Genomic DNA, 18,688 nt, shown 5'->3' on the forward strand with positions numbered 1-18,688 from the left:
TGGAAATTGGTTGCCTAATTGTCGCATAAGACGTATGTTCCATAGTCCAGCGTCGAGTTTTAATATAATTTGCAGAGAGTTTTAAGTTAAATGCGAGTTAATCAACCCGTTACAAGTCGTGAACAGCGATTTGCAAAACAAGATAAGCTCATTTCAGTTACCGATCTTAGAGGTATTATTACCGACTGTAATGAGTATTTTATAAATGTAAGTGGCTATTCAAAAGAAGAACTCATTGGCCAACCGCATAACCTTGTAAGACACCCTGACATGCCTGAATTGGCTTTCCAAACCATGTGGTCTCAGCTTAAAGCTGGTAAGCCATGGATGGGAATGGTCAAAAATCGTTGTAAAAACGGTGATTTTTACTGGGTTAATGCATACGTTACGCCGATGACAGAGAATGGGCAGATTATAGGTTATGAATCTGTTAGAACATGCCCAAATCGAGAAGATGTAGAACGTGCTGATGCGCTTTATAAATCGGTCCGCTCAGGCGGAAAGCTTAAGTATGAACTTCCAAAGTTAAGAACAGTTTGGCCTCTTGCTGCATTTGCTACCGCACTGGGGTTATTTTTCTCTGGGTATGAAACCGGCGCTTTTTCATGGCTAATGTTAAATAGCATAGCCATCTTTGGTTATAACCGTTACAGAGATAATGAACAGCTAGAGAGAATTAATGAAGTATTAAAACATAGCTTCTGTGACGACGTCTCGCAAAAGGTTTACTCTCCTTGGCAAGGTAAAATGGCCGAATTACATGTTAAGTTGCTGAGTGAGCACGCACATTTAGATACGGTAATTACACGTATTGAACATGCTTCAAAGCAGGTAACAGTTGGTGCAGAACAGACGACAGGTATGAGTCGTTCAACTACTGAGCAACTCACACAGCAACAGCAAGAAACGGAACTAGTTGCTACGGCAATGAATGAAATGGCAACAACCATTCAAGAAGTTTCGCAAAATGTGCAATCAACTTCGTCCGATGCAGCAGATGCACTAGAACTCGCTAAAGAAGGTGCAAAAAGTTCAGAAGAAACCAAAGCGTCTATAGCTAATTTGGGTGTTACTGTTGTTGACATTAAAGACTCTGTATTGGGTGTTGCTAGACAAACCAATAAAATCGCAGACGCAGCTCAAATCATCGAACAAATTGCTGAACAAACTAATTTGTTGGCACTAAATGCAGCAATAGAAGCCGCTCGAGCTGGTGAACAAGGTCGTGGGTTTGCAGTTGTTGCAGATGAAGTGAGGCATCTTGCTCAGAGGACACAAGAGTCTACAAAAGAAATCCATGCCATCATTGATGAGTTGACTCAAAGTACACAAGAGTCAGAGGTAATTGCGCAGCGCGGTGAAACAGAATCTCAAGTAGGCATTGAGAAATTAAACGAGTCGACGCAAAAAATTGAGCATATTTACGCTTTGATTGAAACGATGAGTGTTAACTCTATACAGATCTCTGCTGCTGTAGAGGAGCAAGCGGCGGTATCTGAGGACATCAACAAACAGGTTGTAAATATAGCCGCGCTTGCAAATACCAGCGTTAATAGCTCCCAAGAGAGTCAGATGATAAGTGAAGAGCTAACCCGTGTAGCAAAAGACATGCATGAGCTAGTGGTTAGATTCAAACGCTAAAGTAATGAAGAAAGGGCTTTAAGGCCTTTTCTTTTGGGTATTAAAAGAACACATCATACCACCATTCATTTATTCATAAATAAACAAATGTGTTGTTTTATTAAATAATCCACCAAAAAGATGTACTATAACTTTCTCTTTAGGCCGGACTTTGCTCTTTCTTTAATGTTTGTTTGTATATAGATTTGGTCTGTGGTCGCTATTTTCGAGTGGCCCAAATCCTCTGATAAGTGTTTTAGAGGCCTAGTTTGTGCATCATGTGTTGCCCCTGTATGGCGAAGCCAGTGGCTAGTTGCAGCTTCAAGACTTTCAGATTCTTCGCCAAAACCGTCTTGTTTGAGCTTAGCGATAGCTAAGTCGAAACTCTCTTGAACAATACGTCTCAGTTGGCGCACGTTCATCCCGCCTTGCCCCCTTAGTTTATGGATAATAGGGTGGGGTTCATCTACCCGAGGTAATGCGGTTAAGCTACGCGATAAACGGTAACGCTTGAGGTAATCTACGAAGTCGTCACTGAGTGTTACGTCACGCAGTTTATTGCCTTTTCCCATAATTCGTAAAAACCAAAAACCGTCTTGGTCTTGCCAGAAGTGGCTCATTACAGGAGACCATTGGGGCCGTTCTGACAACTCAGATATACGTAAATAGAGTCCTTTCAAACATGCCAAGGTAAATAGATTACGCTCGAGTTTAGGCTGTTGTTCACAGAGGTCTTTTGTTACGCCAAAGACATATTCCCACTGTAAATCGCTAAGAGTATCCGGCATTTTTATTTGAGATTGAACAACCAAATAAGGGCAGTTCTTTTTTACGACAGGAACGAAATTGGCAAAAGACTTTTCTTCAAGAATAGCAAACTTGTAAAACACATTAAGCGCGGTGAACATAGACGCAAGTGTTTGTTGGCTTACGCCATTTTCTTTGTAAACGAACGGTCGCCAATTTGGGTTAACTTGGCGCAAACCATGGTCATTTTTGAATCGCCATTGCACCGAATTTGCTTGCCACTTTGGTTCGGGGTTGACCACAAATTCGACATACGCTTCGATGTCTTCTCTTTTGAGTTCAAAAACAGATTTTTGCTGAATGAGCCAACTCCATAAATGAAATCGTTCTATCTCGTTTCGAAATCGGTTAAACGTAGCTTCTGACTTTCGTCCATAAACATACAAAAAGCGATATAGAAACTTCAGCTCATCTAAACAGACTCCATCACCTAGTCGACTATTTTTTAAAAAGTTATACATAGCTGGGTACTCGCTATGTAAGGTATCGTCATCCAAGTGAGCAATGAGGTACCTAAGCTGTTTTAATGTATCGACTAACGGCGTCATATATTGTCTTTCCAGCGCAATAGAGATGACAAATTATATGTATATTTATTCAGTGTTGTCTAGCACAGTTTGTACCGAATTAACTGGAGGTTTAAATAATCGTGTGGATTGCCAACATAGTAACGAGCCTATAGTTATGGATGTTACGCCAACCCAAAAACTCTCTGTTAATTCTATATTTAAAATAACTGTACCGAACATACCTGAAAAAACAGGGGTAAAATAAGAAATCACCGCAAGAACAATCATGTTACCGCTAATAATTGCTTTGTTCCAAAGCCCATATCCTAGCGCCATTCCTCCGCCTGCAAGAACAAGTATAAATATACTCGCAAATGTAAAATTAGTTAGAAACCCTGCATCTAAGAGGTACCATTTCCCCCATAATGTTAAAGCCGTAAAAGCAAAAAATAGGGTAATTGCATTTTTACCGCCTGAAATTGACTTTGTAATGTTGCAATATATCGCCCAAATAATCGCACCACAAAATGCAAGTGCAAACGACAAAGGGTTGCTTTTCACGCTAGATAAAGCGCCATAAAGTAGAGAGGTTAAGTCATCAGATACTACGAGACACACGCCAATAAAAGCCAAGATGCAGCCAGATATTAGTAGGGGCAAGCTGGCGCTATTATGTCTAGATATAACGGCACCTAAAACAGTAAATGCTGGCCATAGGTAATTAACGATTAATACTTGAGTAGACTGCTCTCGAGAGTTTGCGAATCCAAGCGATAACGATAAACACAGTTCGTAAGCGACAAACAAAACACCGCCAATCAAAAGGTACTTTCTTGAGAATTGCTTGATATTTGGCATATCAAGAAAAGCAACGAGAAAAACCGCAGCATAGGTGTAAACAAGTGCGGCACCACCTACAACTCCGAAGTCTTCACTGACAATTCGAACCAAATGCAAAACAGCGCTCCAAGTAAGGACTGCTAAGACTCCATAAGTTGTGCATCGTATCTGGCTAGGCAATCTAACAAAGGCTCCGCTAAAAATTGGCAATTATATATTCTTTACCTGTCGTTGTATTGGCATTATTCAAAAAAATTATAAATATAGTAAATAAATTATAAGAGCTTTAAACTTTGAGAATATTGAGGTTGATACGTGAGCCTTTTGATGGCTTATCAACGCCTCAAGACAAATGATTGTAAAACGCAACTGAAAGCTTATTGTAAAAGGCAGATTGAATCACCCCGAGTTCATCGGAGACTAGTTTTTTAGGTCAGGCTACTTTACCTGACTCTCTTAAATTATCATAGAAACCAGTTTCATATTGAGCTGGTGACACATAGCCAATTGAAGAGAGTAAACGTTGATTATTAAACCAATTTACCCACTCTAAAGTTTCGTATTCAACAGCATCAACATTTTTCCATGGCCCATTCCTTCGAATAATTTCTGTTTTAAATAAACCATTTATCGTTTCAGCCATTGCGTTGTCATAAGAATAACCAACACTTCCAACTGATGCTTGGATCCCTGCATCTGCAAGTCGCTCAGTGTATTTAACAGACAAATATTGACTCCCCGTGTCGCTGTGATGAATCAATCCTTCGAGGTTGCTACGATGCCAAATTGCTTGTTCTAACCCGTCAAGAATAAGGTCTGTATGCATCGTTGTTGTTACACGCCAGCCCACAATATATCGAGAAAATACGTCTATCACGAAAGCCACGTAAACAAACCCACTCCATGTAGCGACGTAAGTGATATCAGCAACCCAAAGCTGATTAGGCTGCTCAGCGATAAATTGACGGTTAACTAAATCCATAGGTGTATCTTGTTGCTCATCTGGTATCGTTGTTCTGCATGCCTTACCACGACGAACGCCTTGAATACCCATAATCCGCTTTTATCTCTCAACAGTACAACGAGCTACTTGATGGTCGTCCAGAAGGCGTTGTTTCCATATTTTTCTTGCACCATAAACTGACATATTATCTTCCCACACTTGTCGAATGAGTATCATCAGCTCTGCATCTCGCTTTTTGCGATTAGATAGACGTTCAGGCTGCCTCTGTAACTGTTTATGGGCGGAATACGTTGAAGGTGCAATCGGCAATTCCCTGCATATTGACTCGACACTGTAATGCTTACGGTAAACATCGATAAAAGCCACGCTTATTTCTGTTTGCGGTCGAGCTCCGTTTGGGCGAAAAAAGCGGCGGCCTGCCTCAAAATATCATTGGTTCGCTTGAGTTCTTTATTCTCGCGCTATAATGCAGCGAGTCGCTCTTCAGCTGATTGAGAGTTAGAGGGTGATTTAGAAGGCTGAGCTTGGGACTTTTTAACCCATGCCCTAAGTGTTTCTGGCGTACACTCCAGGTTATCTGAAATCGATACTAGCGCAGCCCAAAGTGAGGAATACTCATACTGTTGAGTAGTAACAAGTCTAACTGCACGTTCACGAAATTCAGATGTATAGCGATTTGATTTTTTCATATTTCCAGTTTCTCAAGTTATTGAGTCTCTGGCAAACTCGTGGCGATTCAGTCAAGTCTTAGAGAGCATATAGCCTTTATTGCGAACCGTAACGATGATCGCGTCTCCAACAGATGTATTGGATAGTTTTTTTCTGAGTCCAGATATTATCATATCGATTGCGCGATCATAAACATCACTTTCAATTCCTCTTGAGGCTTTTGAACACTCATCCCTCGAAACCGCAGAACCTGCATTTTGAGCCAGTACAAGTAATATGTCGAACTCGGCTGTTGTCAAATTAAGCATTTCGCCTGTGTCTAGTTTTACCGTTCTTTCATTAGGGTAAATGTTTAATCTACTGATAGATAAGTAGTCGGTAGGGGCCTGACCATCAGAAGTAACTCTGCGAAACAAAGATTCAATTCTAGCAACCAAAACATGAGGTTTCATGGGTTTTAGGACATAGTCATCGGCACCAGCTTTGAGCAAAGCAACCTCCGATATGTCATTATCTTGTCCCGTTAAAACCAATATTGCGCCAGTATAAAATGCTCTTAGTTCTTTGCATATCTGAAGTCCAGATTTCCCTGATAACATTAAATCTAGCAATACTAAGTTAGGAGATAAGGCATTTGCCGCCTCAATTGCTGCATTTCCATCTGAACAAATCTGACACTGATATCCCTCAGACTCCAAGAGCATGGAAGTTAAATTTGCCATTTCTGTATCGTCTTCGACAATCAAGATGGACTTAGTCATGTTTACCTCTATCGTTTTTCTTCTTATCTCAACGAGATATGACTAAAGCTTTGCAATATAGTTCATAATCATTAAGTAGTAACTCAGTATAGAAGTTGAAATAATAACTTCCTATCTGTCAAATAGGCTGAAATATAAGAGAAATATTTATTCACGTTCTGGTCCGTAGCTGGGCAATAAAACCTTTAACACAAAGGGGCGCATCTTGTTGTTTACCAAAAGAAGGGGATTTGGTACTTTCGAATAAATAGAATTGTCGCGTTATTGTTTTTTGGGGTGTTTGTGATCACAAGAATTGGATTAGGCGGAAGTTGCTACTGGTGTACAGAAGCCATTTTTAACACTTTGAATGGTGTTCTTAAGGTCTCTCAAGGTTGGGTAAACAGCTTTGGAGAACAAAGTTGGTTCTCAGAAGGCATTCTTATCGAATTTGATGATGACATAATTACGCTCTACGATCTTATCGAGATACACCTTCATACTCACAGTTCAACATCAAATCACAGTCGTAGAGACAAGTATCGCAGTGCTATTTACTGCTTTGACGAACATCAAAAGCAATCAACAGTCGAGTATTTAGAATTGTTAGGGCAGGGGTTTAACAACCCAGTTATAACTCAAGCTCTTATGTTTAACGAATTTAAAGCTTCAAAAGAGCACTATCAAAACTACTTTTATACAGAGCCAAGCCGTCCGTTCTGTAAAAATGTGATAACGCCTAAGCTGAAAAAATTATTGAGTCAATTTAGAGAAAAAGTAGACGAGGAAAAAGTAGTCAAAGCACTATTTGATAGTTAGCTTTGTATATAATTTGTGCTAATGTCGTTATTGTTCTTATTTTTGGAATGAAAGGATGTAATAACTCCGAAATTTTTTTAATCAACATTCTAATTAATAGAATCTTTTGCGTAATTTAAGTACTATTTGGTTTTTAAATTATGTTAAATTGTGAGTGAGTTTAAAAGTTACTCTAGAATATAGTGAAAAGCTAGGTTATAAAAAGCAATTTTAACCACTAGCCATGGTTTTCATGGAAGTGATCACCATAGAGCATTACACTGCAAATAATTAAAGCGTTATTTGATCATGAATTGTAGTTATTTACAAACTATGATCCGCCCTGAGTCGGTATAGGTAATATATTTGATAAAGCGATTATTCCTTATTCAACTGATACAACAGCAGAGAGTTCTATTTATGACAACTTGGGCCGTTTATTTTATTTAGAGTTATCTTATAAGTTCTAACTTTAAATACGGTTAGCGCTTTCGCAAGAACCAGCTCAAATGTAACAAGCCCCGAAAGGGGCTTGTTAATTTCTGATGACTTTTACAACGTTTATTGACATTCGAAAAGGCATTTGTAGATTGATCCAATCACCTGATTTTTCTTTCCCAACTGTCTTGTTAAATATAGCGTTCCTTGAGTTATTAAAATCGCAAATATTAGTGCACTGACCTTGAGTACTGTAAACGGAGAATACATCATAACCAATGCGGCATTTGCCCAACATGCAAGGGTCATAAGCCACGCTAGTAGTAGTGTTTTTTCATTTAATTTCTTATTTAAAGTTTCAATATTCATAATTACACCTTAAAGAGTTGTCGATTTTAAATAGATTTTTTGCCTGTTAGTTTTTCGGCAATGGCGTTCATAATGGCCTTTCTACTCTCAATAACCGCGACGCCCGTGATAGCTGCGGTGCACCATATTGCCCCCTCAGTCGCGATGGCTGTGATAGTGACCGCGGCTAATTGAATACTTTTTTCATGTGTTACAAAAAGGACGGTAAACATAACAGCCCAGCTTATTGCAACGAGTGACCAGACTGTTTGAAGAAAACGTTTTTTGTTTAGGTTTTTAGTTTGGTTTAATATCGACATAAACTTCTCCTATGAAAGCTTCGAATTTAATTTGTGTGATCTGGTTAGTCGATGAAGGTGAAGTTTCATTACATATTTTTTTGAAGGGAAATTTATAAAGCTTACTAAATTTCAATAAGAAACAATTTTTTAAAAGTTTATGTAATAGATCCAAGGTTGCGACGACTAATACTAATAGTAAAAAGAATTTGGAGGCATGTATCGTTGGTCACTTTCACCAAGGACTCAGAAAAAGAAAATGTCATTGCTCAGTATTGGCCGCAGATAGGCAGAGCAGCGTCAGGGTATGAAAATAGGTCTGCTTTATCTGACGAGCTAGCCCAAGAAATGGCTCTGTCTGTTTGGCGCTCATTAGACAGTTATAAGGGGCAGTGCTCGCTAAATACTTATGTGTATAGGGTGATTCACAATACGGCTATTGACCATATAAGGCGTTATAGCAAAATTTCAGAGGATGAATTGGATGAAACGATTATATGTGAGCACACTTCACCTGAAGAGGATGCTTTAAGAGCTCAAAGGCAAAAGCAACTGTGCAATGCTGTTAATAAGCTACCACTGAGTTTAAGTCAGGTTATGCTCCTGAAGCTTGAAGATTTAAATAATGTTGAGATTAGCGAAGTCTTGGGGATTAGTGGTGCTAATGTCGGGATCAGATTGCATCGAGCGAAAGAACAGCTCACAAAATTATTAGCGGAGATTAATTAATGGATAAAAACGAATTTGAGCAGCTGTCATCACTTTGGCAATCAGCAGAGCAAAAGTCTGTGCCACACATGGACAAACTATTAAAGCGCCATAAAAGGCATAGTATTGTGTTGAAGGTTAATATTGCGATTGAGTTCATCGCTATCTTGGCGGTGAGCTGCTTTTTTGTAATTTCGTTTATCGAAAAAATGCCAATGATTAAACTGGCTTGGGTAGGGTTTGCGACAGCTTGGGGGATTACGTTATTTGTATTAATGAATAAAAGCCGCTTAAGTAGTCTAAAACATCTTAAAAGCGAACAAATAACCACCTCTCTTGATGCACATATGAAACTACTAGAAAATGAGATTTTTAGATGGAGTGTGAGTATAAAAGCTACTTGGATTTTTGTGATTGCAATGGGAGTATTCGTAACTAGCAAGTGTTTATTTTCAATCTGTAGTGCAGAGGATGGTTTACACCTTGGCGCTTCTTTTTTGGTCCTATGCAGCGCACAGATATTTTTTATTATGAAAAATAGAACAGCGAAAAGTATATTGCACAAAATAAAGCAGTAAGCATTTTAACTTTTACCGACCACGATAGGTGCAACGTTTAGCTTTTACTCTATATTACGTGAATACCAAATATGTGGGTGTCGCACTGTTCCATTTTTTGTGAAAACACATAGAAGCAACTAACGAAGGCGACATAAAGTTGACCAGTAAATGACTGTTCTAGACAAATTAAATGTAGGTTCGAATGTGCAGAATTGGCCTCAATACCCAGCCTACTTAAAAGAGTAATAAGTCATGAGCTGCGAATTTTATTGTCAAATTGCGCAACACTTTTCCGTACTCCGACGGTATTTATATTCAATGTGCAAGGTCGACCTCAACATCCAACCTTGCACATTGAACAGTATATAATTTAGCTCACTGATATAACTAAATTAAGAATGTCTAGTCCTCTGAAATAAAAAGAAAAGAACCTTTGTTGAAGATACCTTACAGTAAAAAGGAACCTAACTTAATAATTTGTATGATTGCGACAACGGATCCGCACATTAAAAACAGCGTACCTCTATTCTGAACCTTGTCTGTACTCGTATCAGATGTGCCTTTCTTAGTTTCTCTTAAAATCTTACCTTTAAAAGCCATTCCGATTGAAACCAAAAATATCACAATAGTGATTGTTATATCTGTCATCATCTCAGGTGCCATTGATTGACCCTTATACATAATATGTTTGTAATGGTATGTGATGTGGGAAACAACGTTAGCTGCTGTTGTGAATTGTCACATCACTTAAAGGCGAGCATCGTAAATCAAGAGGACAAATAAATAAAGGGAGCTATCTTCGTATTACGCGTATACCTCTGCTTTTGAACATAAGGTGTATAAAACTTAGCTCTAACACATCGAACAGTATCTTTTGTTGCCCTCAGAACAACATGAAGTGAACATTGAGTCTATGAAGGCTTTAATGTACGTCTATTCAAATAAAACAGGAAATATAGAGCAGGGCAAGATCACGAATTTTACCTTGACTTAAAAATATGATCTTATACTTCTTTTTTAAGCGACCACTGTTATGTCTGATCCCCATTTCTGAAATACTTCGAATCAATTGATGACCCTCGCCAACAAAGTAAAGTTGTTCACAAGCTTTTTGATATCATATTATTAACGGTCAGAGCTGTTATTTCAGGATGCCAAGGTTGGGAAGATATTGAAGATTTTGGACACGATTGACACGATTGGCTTAGAAAGTTTGTACCATTTGAAAATGGCATTCCTCGCCACGATACCATTGCTCGAGTCATGGGCCGCATAGACATAACACAATTTCAAGACTCATTTTCATCTTGGATGAAAACCTGTTGCAAACTCGCTCATGGCGAAGTGATAGCTTTAGATGGGAAACGATTAAAAGGCTCATTTACTCAAGTTGATAGACGAGACGCACTATTTATGGTGAGCGCATTTGCGTATGAAAACGGGGTTGTTCTAGGGCAAGTACCAGTTGCTAAAAAATATAATGAAATAAATGCGCTACCAGAGCTCTTGGGGCTTCTAGAAATAAAAGGCTGTTTAGTTACAATTGATGCAATGGAATGTCAAAAGTCAATAGCGAAAGAAGTCATTGATAAAGAAGCGGATTACCTCCTTGCGGTAAAAGCAAATCAAAAAGCGTTACTAAAGCAAATTGAAAGTGCTCTGTTACCAAAGCTAACTGAACAAGCTCGAAATGGCGTGCTGTTTAATGAAGCCGACTATCAAAAAAGTAGGGAAGAATTTAGGTGCTATGCAGTAAGTCATGACTTAACATTACTGTGTGAAATAAGGCACTGGGAAGGTGTAAAAACAATAGGTGTGATAGCGTCCTATAGAAAATAAAAAGGCAATTTAAGCAATGAGTTATGTTATAGATACTATTTCAGTTCAGCAAATTTAACAGCGGAAGAGTTAGCGAGAGCTGCCCGTCAACATTGGCAAATCGAAAATGGCTTACACTGGCGTTTAGATGTAGGCTTTAAAGAAGATGAGTGTCGAATTCGACGCGAAGGAGCCGCGACAGTGTTCTCAGGGCTTAGGCATGCCTGCAAAGCAAAAGAAAGCGATGCGCAGCACAGAATATGTTGAAAGGGTATTGAATTTATAGTGCTTTATTCCCCTTAAGATTCAAAATACTCCATATTACTTCCATAATTTCCCCTTATCTTCTAAGCTCATTAATTCAAGACTTCAAATAACTATATGATATATAAAAAACCACTCGTGGTGTCGCTCTGTGCACTGGCATTCAACACCACACACTCTCATGCCATGTCTTGGAATTTATGTCCTGGCGGTATTGATAGAAGTGCCATGACAATTGAAGAAACACAATCAAATCAACATATGAGATATTTGTCTTTCAGCCCTAAATTAACGGGGCAAGCGCTCAAAATTCAGGGTGTACAGACTTCTATCATCGCTATGTATAATGGTAGCTGTGAAATATTCAATGGCGCGAATGTTAATGGTGTTCAAGTTAACTTACTCGACAGTGGCGAAAGCTACGATGGATCAGGCCTATCTTTCCACCAGCTTGTTTATGGTGGTGATGGTAATGATATAATTATGACCGGAAAAGCGACCGACTATGTTTATGGTCAAGGCGGAAATGACCAGATATTTACCAGCGATGATTACGAAAAAGTTGATGGTGGCGCAGGTGCTGACTGCGTAGAACAAGGTAATCAAGGCCAAATACAAAGTGCCATTACTACTGTAGAAGCAACAAGCTGTGCTGGATACGCTCCCTCAAACTGCACAGGTTTAGGCAGTAACATAACGCTTGCAACCAACACTAGTTACAATCCACATATGACTTATTTATCAGTTACCCCACAAGATAGCAGCATCTCACTGACAGCAGAGGGTAGCGCACAACAAGTTATTTTATATTACGATAATCAATGTGAAGTGATTGAGGCTGATGCATATTCTGGTGTGATGGTTAATTTAACCGACTCTGGTGCAACCTACGATGGCAGTAACCTCAACTTTCATCAATTGGTCATTGGTGGTAATGGGGACGACACCATCCATACGGGAGATAAAGTAGATTATATATATGGTAACGGGGGCAATGACACGATTTACTCCAACGCCGATTACGACCGTATTGATGGCGGAACTGGGGTTGACTGCGCAGAAGAAGGAGCGAGTGCAAATATAACGAGCCCTATTTCAAACGTTGAATACCAAAGCTGTGCCAATACCATAGACACCGTTGATATTGACGATTTGCCCACAAACCTAGCCAGTCAGTATGTCAAATGTAACACGCAAGATTATGGTTTTTATGCACAATTAAATAATGGAACTTGGCAGCTTGAAGCTATGGACTCAAATGTGACTATACACATGGCGGAGTATGGTGATTATACCTTTGCTTATAGCACCAACTACCAGCACTGTGAGCTGCATGACCGCGCAACTGATATTACGGTTATCTTATCTGATGGCAATGATAAACTATACGCGTCAACGCTCACCAAAAATATGACCGTATACGGAAAAGATGGTAAAGACACCATTCAAACAGGCAGTGGTCACGATTTGATTTTTGGTGGCAACGCCAGTGATTCAATTTCATCAGGCAATGGCAATGACTGGATATCGGGGGGATCTAAAATAGCCACTGACCACGATGGCCTCGTACATAGTGCAGCACACGGCGGCGCTGCAAGTGATAGCAGTGACAACATCAACGCAGGCAATGGCAATGATGTGATTTTTGGCAATGGCGGCAGTGACAAAATTCAAGGCGGGAATGGTGATGACGTGATGTTTGGTAACAATGGTAAAGCCGACCGACTCTATGGTAATTCTGGTGCCGACTTAATCGTTGACTCTGGCGGTTACTCTTGGGGAAATAGAGCAAAAGCTTGGGGAGGCAGTGGTCAAGACATAATCATTTGTGAAGCAGGTCAATGTGAGTTAAATGGCGGCGGCAGCAAAGATTTCTTGGCAACAATTGCGACAAATTCAAATATCGGTTTATACGGTGGTAATGGCGGCGACATTTTATTTGTTCGCGGCGACTCTCTGCCACTAGGAACTGGTGGCAGTGGCAATGATTTTTGCTACAACGAATGGAATGATAGAGATGTCTGTGATTATCTGTCGAGCGCGAAAAAGAAAAGTGGTTACTTCGATACAGCAGTAAGAAAGGCCGCCAGTGGTATGTCATCTCGTCATGAACAAACACTTAAAATGTCAAATTTTAGTGAGCAAAGAGGCTACTCAACTTTTAAGCAACGTATCGCTGATTTAGTCAATGGCAAAACATTTAACGCGTGGCAAAGCAATCGCAGTAAAAGTATTTACGACTTGCAGTAAATAGCGCGGCTCAGACACTGTATTCTCAGCTTCCGAATTGTAGAATACCCCTAAGACGGTTATATGCTGTGTTGTCATTATAACGTCTTAGATTCAATCACACTCACTGGCCTTGGTTTACGAGTCTTGGCTTATGTGTCTAACACATAGCTAACAAACCTAGTGCCCTTTATGTATTTAAAATGAGGTAGAATTTTAACCCCCCTACAACCCCACTATTTTGTTGCTGATGATTTTATTCGCGACATTAAGAGGGCTACATACTCAAAGCACCTCCTCTTTAGTGCTCAGTAAAACCAAAAAACGTCTCAAATAAAGTCTACTCAACGTTGGTCTCGCCATAATAAAAGATATAACAAATAAAATCATAGACTTAAAAGTCTCTTCAGTTAAAGGGTCTTATCTAATTTAGTTGGGCGTCAAAGCCTTACCTTTTCGTTAAATTTATTCCTGTGTTAACGAGAATACGTTTTCACATCGATACAACATGGCCTCATTAACTAAGCGACTAAGCACAATTGATGAGCACCTTCTAAAGGAACAATAGGAATAATAGATATGACTAAGTTTACTAAATACACGGTTTTTGCAGGACTTGCTTTTGCATCACTAAATGCCAGTGCAGATCATTTAACGCCTGAACAGCAAGGTAAATTAGATGCAATTTTAGGGTGTATGTCGCAATCCAATGACACCATCCATATACATGGCTGTAACTTACAAATTGTAAATGGTTCTGGTGATACCAATACCGGTAACGGTACAGGTAACCTCATCATCGGGTATAACAATGGCGCAACTGCCCCATCAGCTCCATCACCGCAGGCAAGCGGTTCACATAACCTCATTTTAGGACACGGCCATACTTATACAGGTAACGGCTCATTTATCGCTGGCAGAAACAATTTAGTGTCAAGCGATGCAAGTTTTGCTACTGGTGCGTCGGGCACAATCGATCACGCTAATTACCAGCGAAGCACCATCGCAGGCGGTCTAGGTAACGTCGTTAAAGGCACACTAAGCGGTATTGCTGGCGGGAATAATAATACGATTTCTGATTTTAGCTCTGCGCATATGGTGATACTAGGTGGCAACCATAATGAGGTAAGAGGTCAATACAGTACTATCTCTGGGGGTGTTCGCAATAAGGTGGTCAATGCATTACAAGCCAATATCCTAGGGGGTGAAGACAATGTTATTGCCAAGCAACAAGTGGTGATTGCGGGTGGCCGATTTAACTCAGCGTCGGCAGAAGCTGCTGTTGTACTGGGCGGGCAAAACAACTCAGCCGATGGGTTTCAGTCTACCATCGCAGGTGGTGCTGACAGAAAGACCACCGAATGGCAAGAATTTAGAGCTGGCCACTTTAACGCAAAAAACTAAACAACGTCACTGAACACATTAAAGGAAAATATCCATGACTAAATTATCAAAATTAGCGGCTGTTATTACACTGTCAACCAGTTCAATGGCCGCCAATGCCGCCCTTACAGAAGCAGAGCAAACAGCCCTGATCGACATTCTTTCATGCTTAGACCGAGTTCATAATACGTTGGTCGTCACCGGATGTGATGTGCAAGTTGTCAACGGCTTACATGGCAACAATGAAACGAATAGTAAAGGCAATGTTATTTTAGGCTACAACCGAGCAGATAGCCCTTACGCACAAAAAAACGGCTCTCATAACCTCGTCGTTGGTGATTTTCACCAATACACATCTGTTGGTTCAGTTGTCGCAGGCGATAGCAACAACGCACTTGCAGAATCAGTTACTGTCGCAGGCCGATTCAACTCAGCTAAAGGCTTTCACAGCGCCGTTTGGGGAGGAGAATCAAATACCGCAGAGGGCCTCTTCTCTGTCATTTTAGGTGGCCAAGAAAACCACACGCCAGACCTGCATAACTTTGCCGTCATAGCCGGCGGTAAGAGTAATACAGCGAGTAATTTCTTCTCAATGGTACTCGGAGGTGAGCAAAACATCGCAACCGGACAAAGCTCGGTCATTTTAGGGGGCACATTAAACAGCACAACAGGGCCAAGCTCTAGCATTACTGGTGGGATAAACAATAAAGCAACAGGCGAACTCAGTTCTATCTTAGGTGGGGAAGCGAACCAAGCTAATGGCTTCACATCGACCATTGGTGGCGGTCTAAAACGCGCAGTTCATGGCCGAGATAACTATCAAGCCGGTTATTTCTTTTCTGAAAAGTAATATAACGAAATAAATAAAAATTAAGGAAAATACTATGTTCAACCTACATAAAATCGCGGTACTTATTGGCCTCGGCATCACAACTGGCAGTGTAATGGCCAATTCACATGGCCATGACCCTATACAAAGCGAGTACGCGTTACGCGCAATTTTACAATGTATGACCAAAGTAGATAACACGCTTGTGATCAATGGTTGTAACTTGCACATAGCCAATGGCAGTAATAAAACACATCAAAACTCTGATGGCACAAGTTCAGCTAATGGACTCGGTAACCTTATTCTTGGCTATAACGTTATTAACACTTCCACTGGTACCCCTGCACAGGCTCATATTGGCTCTCATAACTTAGTTATTGGAGATGGCCATAGTTACCAGTCAACGGGTGCCATTATCGCAGGAGCGAATAACCGAGTAACAAGCCGCTCTGCCGTGGTCGCAGGTGTCTTCAATCAAGTCAATGGAGTTGCTTCAACAGTGCTGTCAGGTTCTTACCATGAAGCACACGGTGACTACAGCATCATTTTTGGTGGCGCAGGTAATACCATTGCCGCTGGCGTGAACTGGGGCAGTATTTCTGCTGGAGAATCTCATAATGTCGAAGCGCATTTAGCCAGTATTGTTGGAGGTCGTCACAATACCGCAAAAGCGCGCGCTTCGGCTATTAGCGGTGGCCAATTTAATGAAACCTCCGGTGAACTTGCTGTGGTTGTTGGTGGCTCACTGAATAAAGCCACAGCCCGTGCAGCGGTGGTACTTGGTGGTCGATATAACGAAGCCAACGGTGAAGTATCCACTGTCGCTGGCGGCTTAAAGCGCAGTACCACAGGCAAGCACGACTACCGAGCTGGGGCGAACTTTTTCTCCAATCAGTAAAAACTAATTAGGCCCTCATAACAACAAAGCCATACTCTTTAGTATGGCTTTGTTGTTATGTTTAATGAAATGGTGATGGGCTTTCAATGACACAACTATGCTTACGATATTCACTTGGAGTAACGCCAGTATGTGCTTTAAACAACCGATTAAAGTTAGATTTACTATTAAAGCCCGCATCATATGCCACCGCCAAAATTTTACTTCGGCTTCGGCATAACAGCCGTTTAGCCTCATCAATACGATATTGATTTACAAAATCATAAAAGCTCATTTGTAGACACAAATTAAGCGTTGTTGAAACATCTGTTGTATTAATTTCAGTATGCTTCGCGAGCTCAGACAGACTTAATCGAGGATTTAAATATAACCTATCAGATTGCATCGCATGAGTGAGTTTTTTGACTAAATCGACATGCTCAGAGCACTTAAACTTTTTTTGCGAACTGACATTCTCTTCAACCCGTGATAACACACCTTGTACGGTACTAGGCTTTACAAAGTTAAGATAAGTAAGAATAAACAAGCCAACACACATGGGGATATAACTGGCAAACGACACCCACTTACTCAGCGGTACTGGTAAAGTGTTATCAATACACAACATTGAAAAAACAATAACCCAAGCACTCAGCTGGTACTGGCTAAGCCGACGCAACCAAATAACATTTTTGCGATTACCTTGCGTTAGCGGCTGTTGATTAATATACCTGAGCGTATACAGTGCGTAACCCAAAGCACATACAACACCAAAGCAGAATGGCCACGTTAGCATAAATAAGTAGCATGCCGAAATGGGCAGAAAATGAAACACATCATTGTGAGAAAGCGGTGTATCTTGAACTAGCGTTCTGCCATATAAATAAAACAATGGGCCGTAAAATGGGTCAAATGTAATATAAGACTCAAAGTGCATCACACTAAAAGACACCAATGTAACTTGAACCAGCTCTAAAATAAAAAATATGAGCCACACACTTAGCAAACTACACGCCGAGGTTTTGTACTTATTCGCGAGCAATAAAAAGCACAGTAAGCAGCCCAACAATAATGTTAATACATAAAAGTTACGCGTGATCTCTATAAAAAACTGTAACACTTCAATATTCCTTATTTGACTTTGTTACAGAAATAGACCGAACCGCCCAGATTAAATTACAAAAAAACACACAAAACACCATCAGTTAACACAAACCAGCTACAAGCATGTTGATTCATTATCAAAAGGGTCACCCATTGATTATATTTATCTCTTAGTTTGTATGGCAACAAGACCCCAGCATATTGATTGTTATGAATATCTTGTTGCAAATACGCACTAACGACTTTGATTTGTTGATGTAATGACTCTAGTAGGTTTTCAGCGAGTGTAACGACTCGGTTTTTTTCCACCTTTGCTATGCCACACGCGAATATAATTGTAATCACAGTCAATATCATGTACTCGAAGCCTTAGTACTTCCATAAGCCTCAATCCACTGCCGTATAATAGTGACACCGCCAGCAAATACTGATGAGGGCAATGTTTGAGTCATCGCAAGCTTGAAATTGATGATGAGACGGGCAAATGGCAGAAAGCTATGGACATCATTGCTGAGTCAGTAAACACCATAGACAGCTGTCGATTTATCCGGTTCTACAAGCGAGATGAGCAGGGCGCTGATCAAGCAATTTCCCTTGATATAGCTAAACTCTAATATGTCCGATATCCCTTCCCAGTATGGCCAACTCGTAAAGTTCGACGAGGCCATTTCAAATTTAAAGTCAAAAGTTCAAATACCAACTGAGTCGTACAAAGACTTACTTGGCCACATACATGCCCGCGCATTTACCGTTGCCGGTGCAACCAAAACCGAATTGCAGATGACTTATATAAAGCCGTGCTTGCAGCGATTGAAAATGGCGAGACGATCACAGACTTTAGAGCGCGCTTTGATAAAGCAGTTTGAATCGCCCCGAATTCATCG

At 40.3% G+C, this 18,688-nt stretch carries 16 protein-coding genes, 3 pseudogenes and 1 other annotated feature; of the genes and pseudogenes, 11 read left to right on the forward strand and 8 right to left on the reverse strand.

Annotated elements, in window-relative coordinates; genetic code table 11:
- The first annotated feature begins 90 nt into the window (after positions 1-90).
- Complete coding sequence (locus N482_RS19325) at positions 91-1,641, forward strand: methyl-accepting chemotaxis protein (protein WP_063378611.1); 1,551 nt, start codon at positions 91-93, stop codon at positions 1,639-1,641.
- 125 nt (positions 1,642-1,766) lie between these two features.
- Here the strand turns inward: N482_RS19325 and N482_RS19330 are convergent, their stop codons facing one another.
- The 4 genes and pseudogenes from N482_RS19330 to N482_RS19350 form a co-directional block, all read right to left on the reverse strand.
- Complete coding sequence (locus tag N482_RS19330; RefSeq protein ID WP_063378612.1) at positions 1,767-2,975, reverse strand: tyrosine-type recombinase/integrase; 1,209 nt, start codon at positions 2,973-2,975, stop codon at positions 1,767-1,769.
- 45 nt (positions 2,976-3,020) lie between these two features.
- Entirely contained in the window at positions 3,021-3,986 is a 966-nt protein-coding gene (gene yddG / locus N482_RS19335; RefSeq protein ID WP_196765357.1) for an aromatic amino acid DMT transporter YddG, read from the reverse strand.
- A 223-nt stretch (positions 3,987-4,209) separates the two neighbouring features.
- A pseudogene (locus tag N482_RS19340) lies at positions 4,210-5,429 on the reverse strand (IS3 family transposase).
- Positions 5,035-5,151: a sequence feature (AL1L pseudoknot), on the reverse strand. It overlaps the preceding pseudogene by 117 nt.
- A 51-nt stretch (positions 5,430-5,480) precedes the next feature.
- On the reverse strand, positions 5,481-6,170 hold the full coding sequence (locus N482_RS19350; RefSeq protein WP_063378613.1) for a response regulator transcription factor: 690 nt from the start codon (positions 6,168-6,170) through the stop codon (positions 5,481-5,483).
- Between the two features lie 282 nt (positions 6,171-6,452).
- Here N482_RS19350 and N482_RS19355 point away from each other — a divergent pair, with 282 nt between their 5' ends.
- A complete protein-coding gene (locus tag N482_RS19355; RefSeq protein ID WP_331245822.1) occupies positions 6,453-6,968 on the forward strand; it encodes a peptide-methionine (S)-S-oxide reductase in 516 nt (171 codons plus the stop codon).
- A gap of 540 nt (positions 6,969-7,508) precedes the next feature.
- Here N482_RS19355 and N482_RS19360 read toward each other — a convergent pair.
- Both N482_RS19360 and N482_RS19365 read right to left on the reverse strand, forming a co-directional pair.
- Positions 7,509-7,754 (reverse strand): hypothetical protein, encoded by a 246-nt coding sequence (locus N482_RS19360; RefSeq protein WP_063378615.1) that lies wholly within the window; start codon positions 7,752-7,754, stop codon positions 7,509-7,511.
- A 26-nt stretch (positions 7,755-7,780) separates the two neighbouring features.
- Complete coding sequence (locus N482_RS19365) at positions 7,781-8,053, reverse strand: hypothetical protein (RefSeq protein ID WP_063378616.1); 273 nt, start codon at positions 8,051-8,053, stop codon at positions 7,781-7,783.
- A gap of 204 nt (positions 8,054-8,257) precedes the next feature.
- Here N482_RS19365 and N482_RS19370 point away from each other — a divergent pair, with 204 nt between their 5' ends.
- The 7 genes and pseudogenes from N482_RS19370 (at position 8,258) to N482_RS19405 (ending at position 16,721) form a co-directional block, all read left to right on the forward strand.
- On the forward strand, positions 8,258-8,761 hold the full coding sequence (locus N482_RS19370; RefSeq protein ID WP_063378617.1) for an RNA polymerase sigma factor: 504 nt from the start codon (positions 8,258-8,260) through the stop codon (positions 8,759-8,761).
- A complete protein-coding gene (locus tag N482_RS19375; RefSeq protein ID WP_063378618.1) occupies positions 8,761-9,318 on the forward strand; it encodes a hypothetical protein in 558 nt (185 codons plus the stop codon). The genes N482_RS19370 and N482_RS19375 overlap by 1 nt, the downstream gene beginning before the upstream one ends.
- A gap of 1,032 nt (positions 9,319-10,350) precedes the next feature.
- A pseudogene (locus N482_RS19385) lies at positions 10,351-11,385 on the forward strand (ISAs1 family transposase).
- A gap of 114 nt (positions 11,386-11,499) precedes the next feature.
- A complete protein-coding gene (locus N482_RS19390) occupies positions 11,500-13,632 on the forward strand; it encodes a calcium-binding protein (protein ID WP_063378620.1) in 2,133 nt (710 codons plus the stop codon).
- 558 nt (positions 13,633-14,190) lie between these two features.
- A complete protein-coding gene (locus tag N482_RS19395; protein ID WP_063378621.1) occupies positions 14,191-15,015 on the forward strand; it encodes a hypothetical protein in 825 nt (274 codons plus the stop codon).
- A gap of 34 nt (positions 15,016-15,049) precedes the next feature.
- Entirely contained in the window at positions 15,050-15,844 is a 795-nt protein-coding gene (locus N482_RS19400) for a hypothetical protein (protein ID WP_063378622.1), read from the forward strand.
- 34 nt (positions 15,845-15,878) lie between these two features.
- Complete coding sequence (locus N482_RS19405; protein WP_063378623.1) at positions 15,879-16,721, forward strand: hypothetical protein; 843 nt, start codon at positions 15,879-15,881, stop codon at positions 16,719-16,721.
- 61 nt (positions 16,722-16,782) lie between these two features.
- Here the strand turns inward: N482_RS19405 and N482_RS19410 are convergent, their stop codons facing one another.
- Together N482_RS19410 and N482_RS19415 are read right to left on the reverse strand one after the other, a co-directional pair.
- Positions 16,783-17,820, reverse strand: a complete 1,038-nt coding sequence (locus N482_RS19410; RefSeq protein WP_063378624.1) for a helix-turn-helix domain-containing protein — start codon at positions 17,818-17,820, stop codon at positions 16,783-16,785.
- A 56-nt stretch (positions 17,821-17,876) separates the two neighbouring features.
- Entirely contained in the window at positions 17,877-18,161 is a 285-nt protein-coding gene (locus tag N482_RS19415; protein WP_063378625.1) for a hypothetical protein, read from the reverse strand.
- Positions 18,162-18,247: 86 nt separating this feature from the next.
- On the opposite strand from N482_RS19415, the gene N482_RS24530 reads away from it, so the two are divergent.
- The gene (locus N482_RS24530; protein WP_081228100.1) at positions 18,248-18,418 is read left to right on the forward strand and encodes a DUF3164 family protein; all 171 of its coding nucleotides are present in this window, start codon (positions 18,248-18,250) and stop codon (positions 18,416-18,418) included.
- Position 18,419: 1 nt separating this feature from the next.
- Positions 18,420-18,688 (forward strand): annotated as a pseudogene (locus tag N482_RS25015) (hypothetical protein); the annotation flags it as partial.

Origin of the sequence: Pseudoalteromonas luteoviolacea NCIMB 1942 (assembly GCF_001625595.1) — a bacterium.
GTDB classification, from domain to species: Bacteria; Pseudomonadota; Gammaproteobacteria; order Enterobacterales; family Alteromonadaceae; genus Pseudoalteromonas; species Pseudoalteromonas luteoviolacea_A.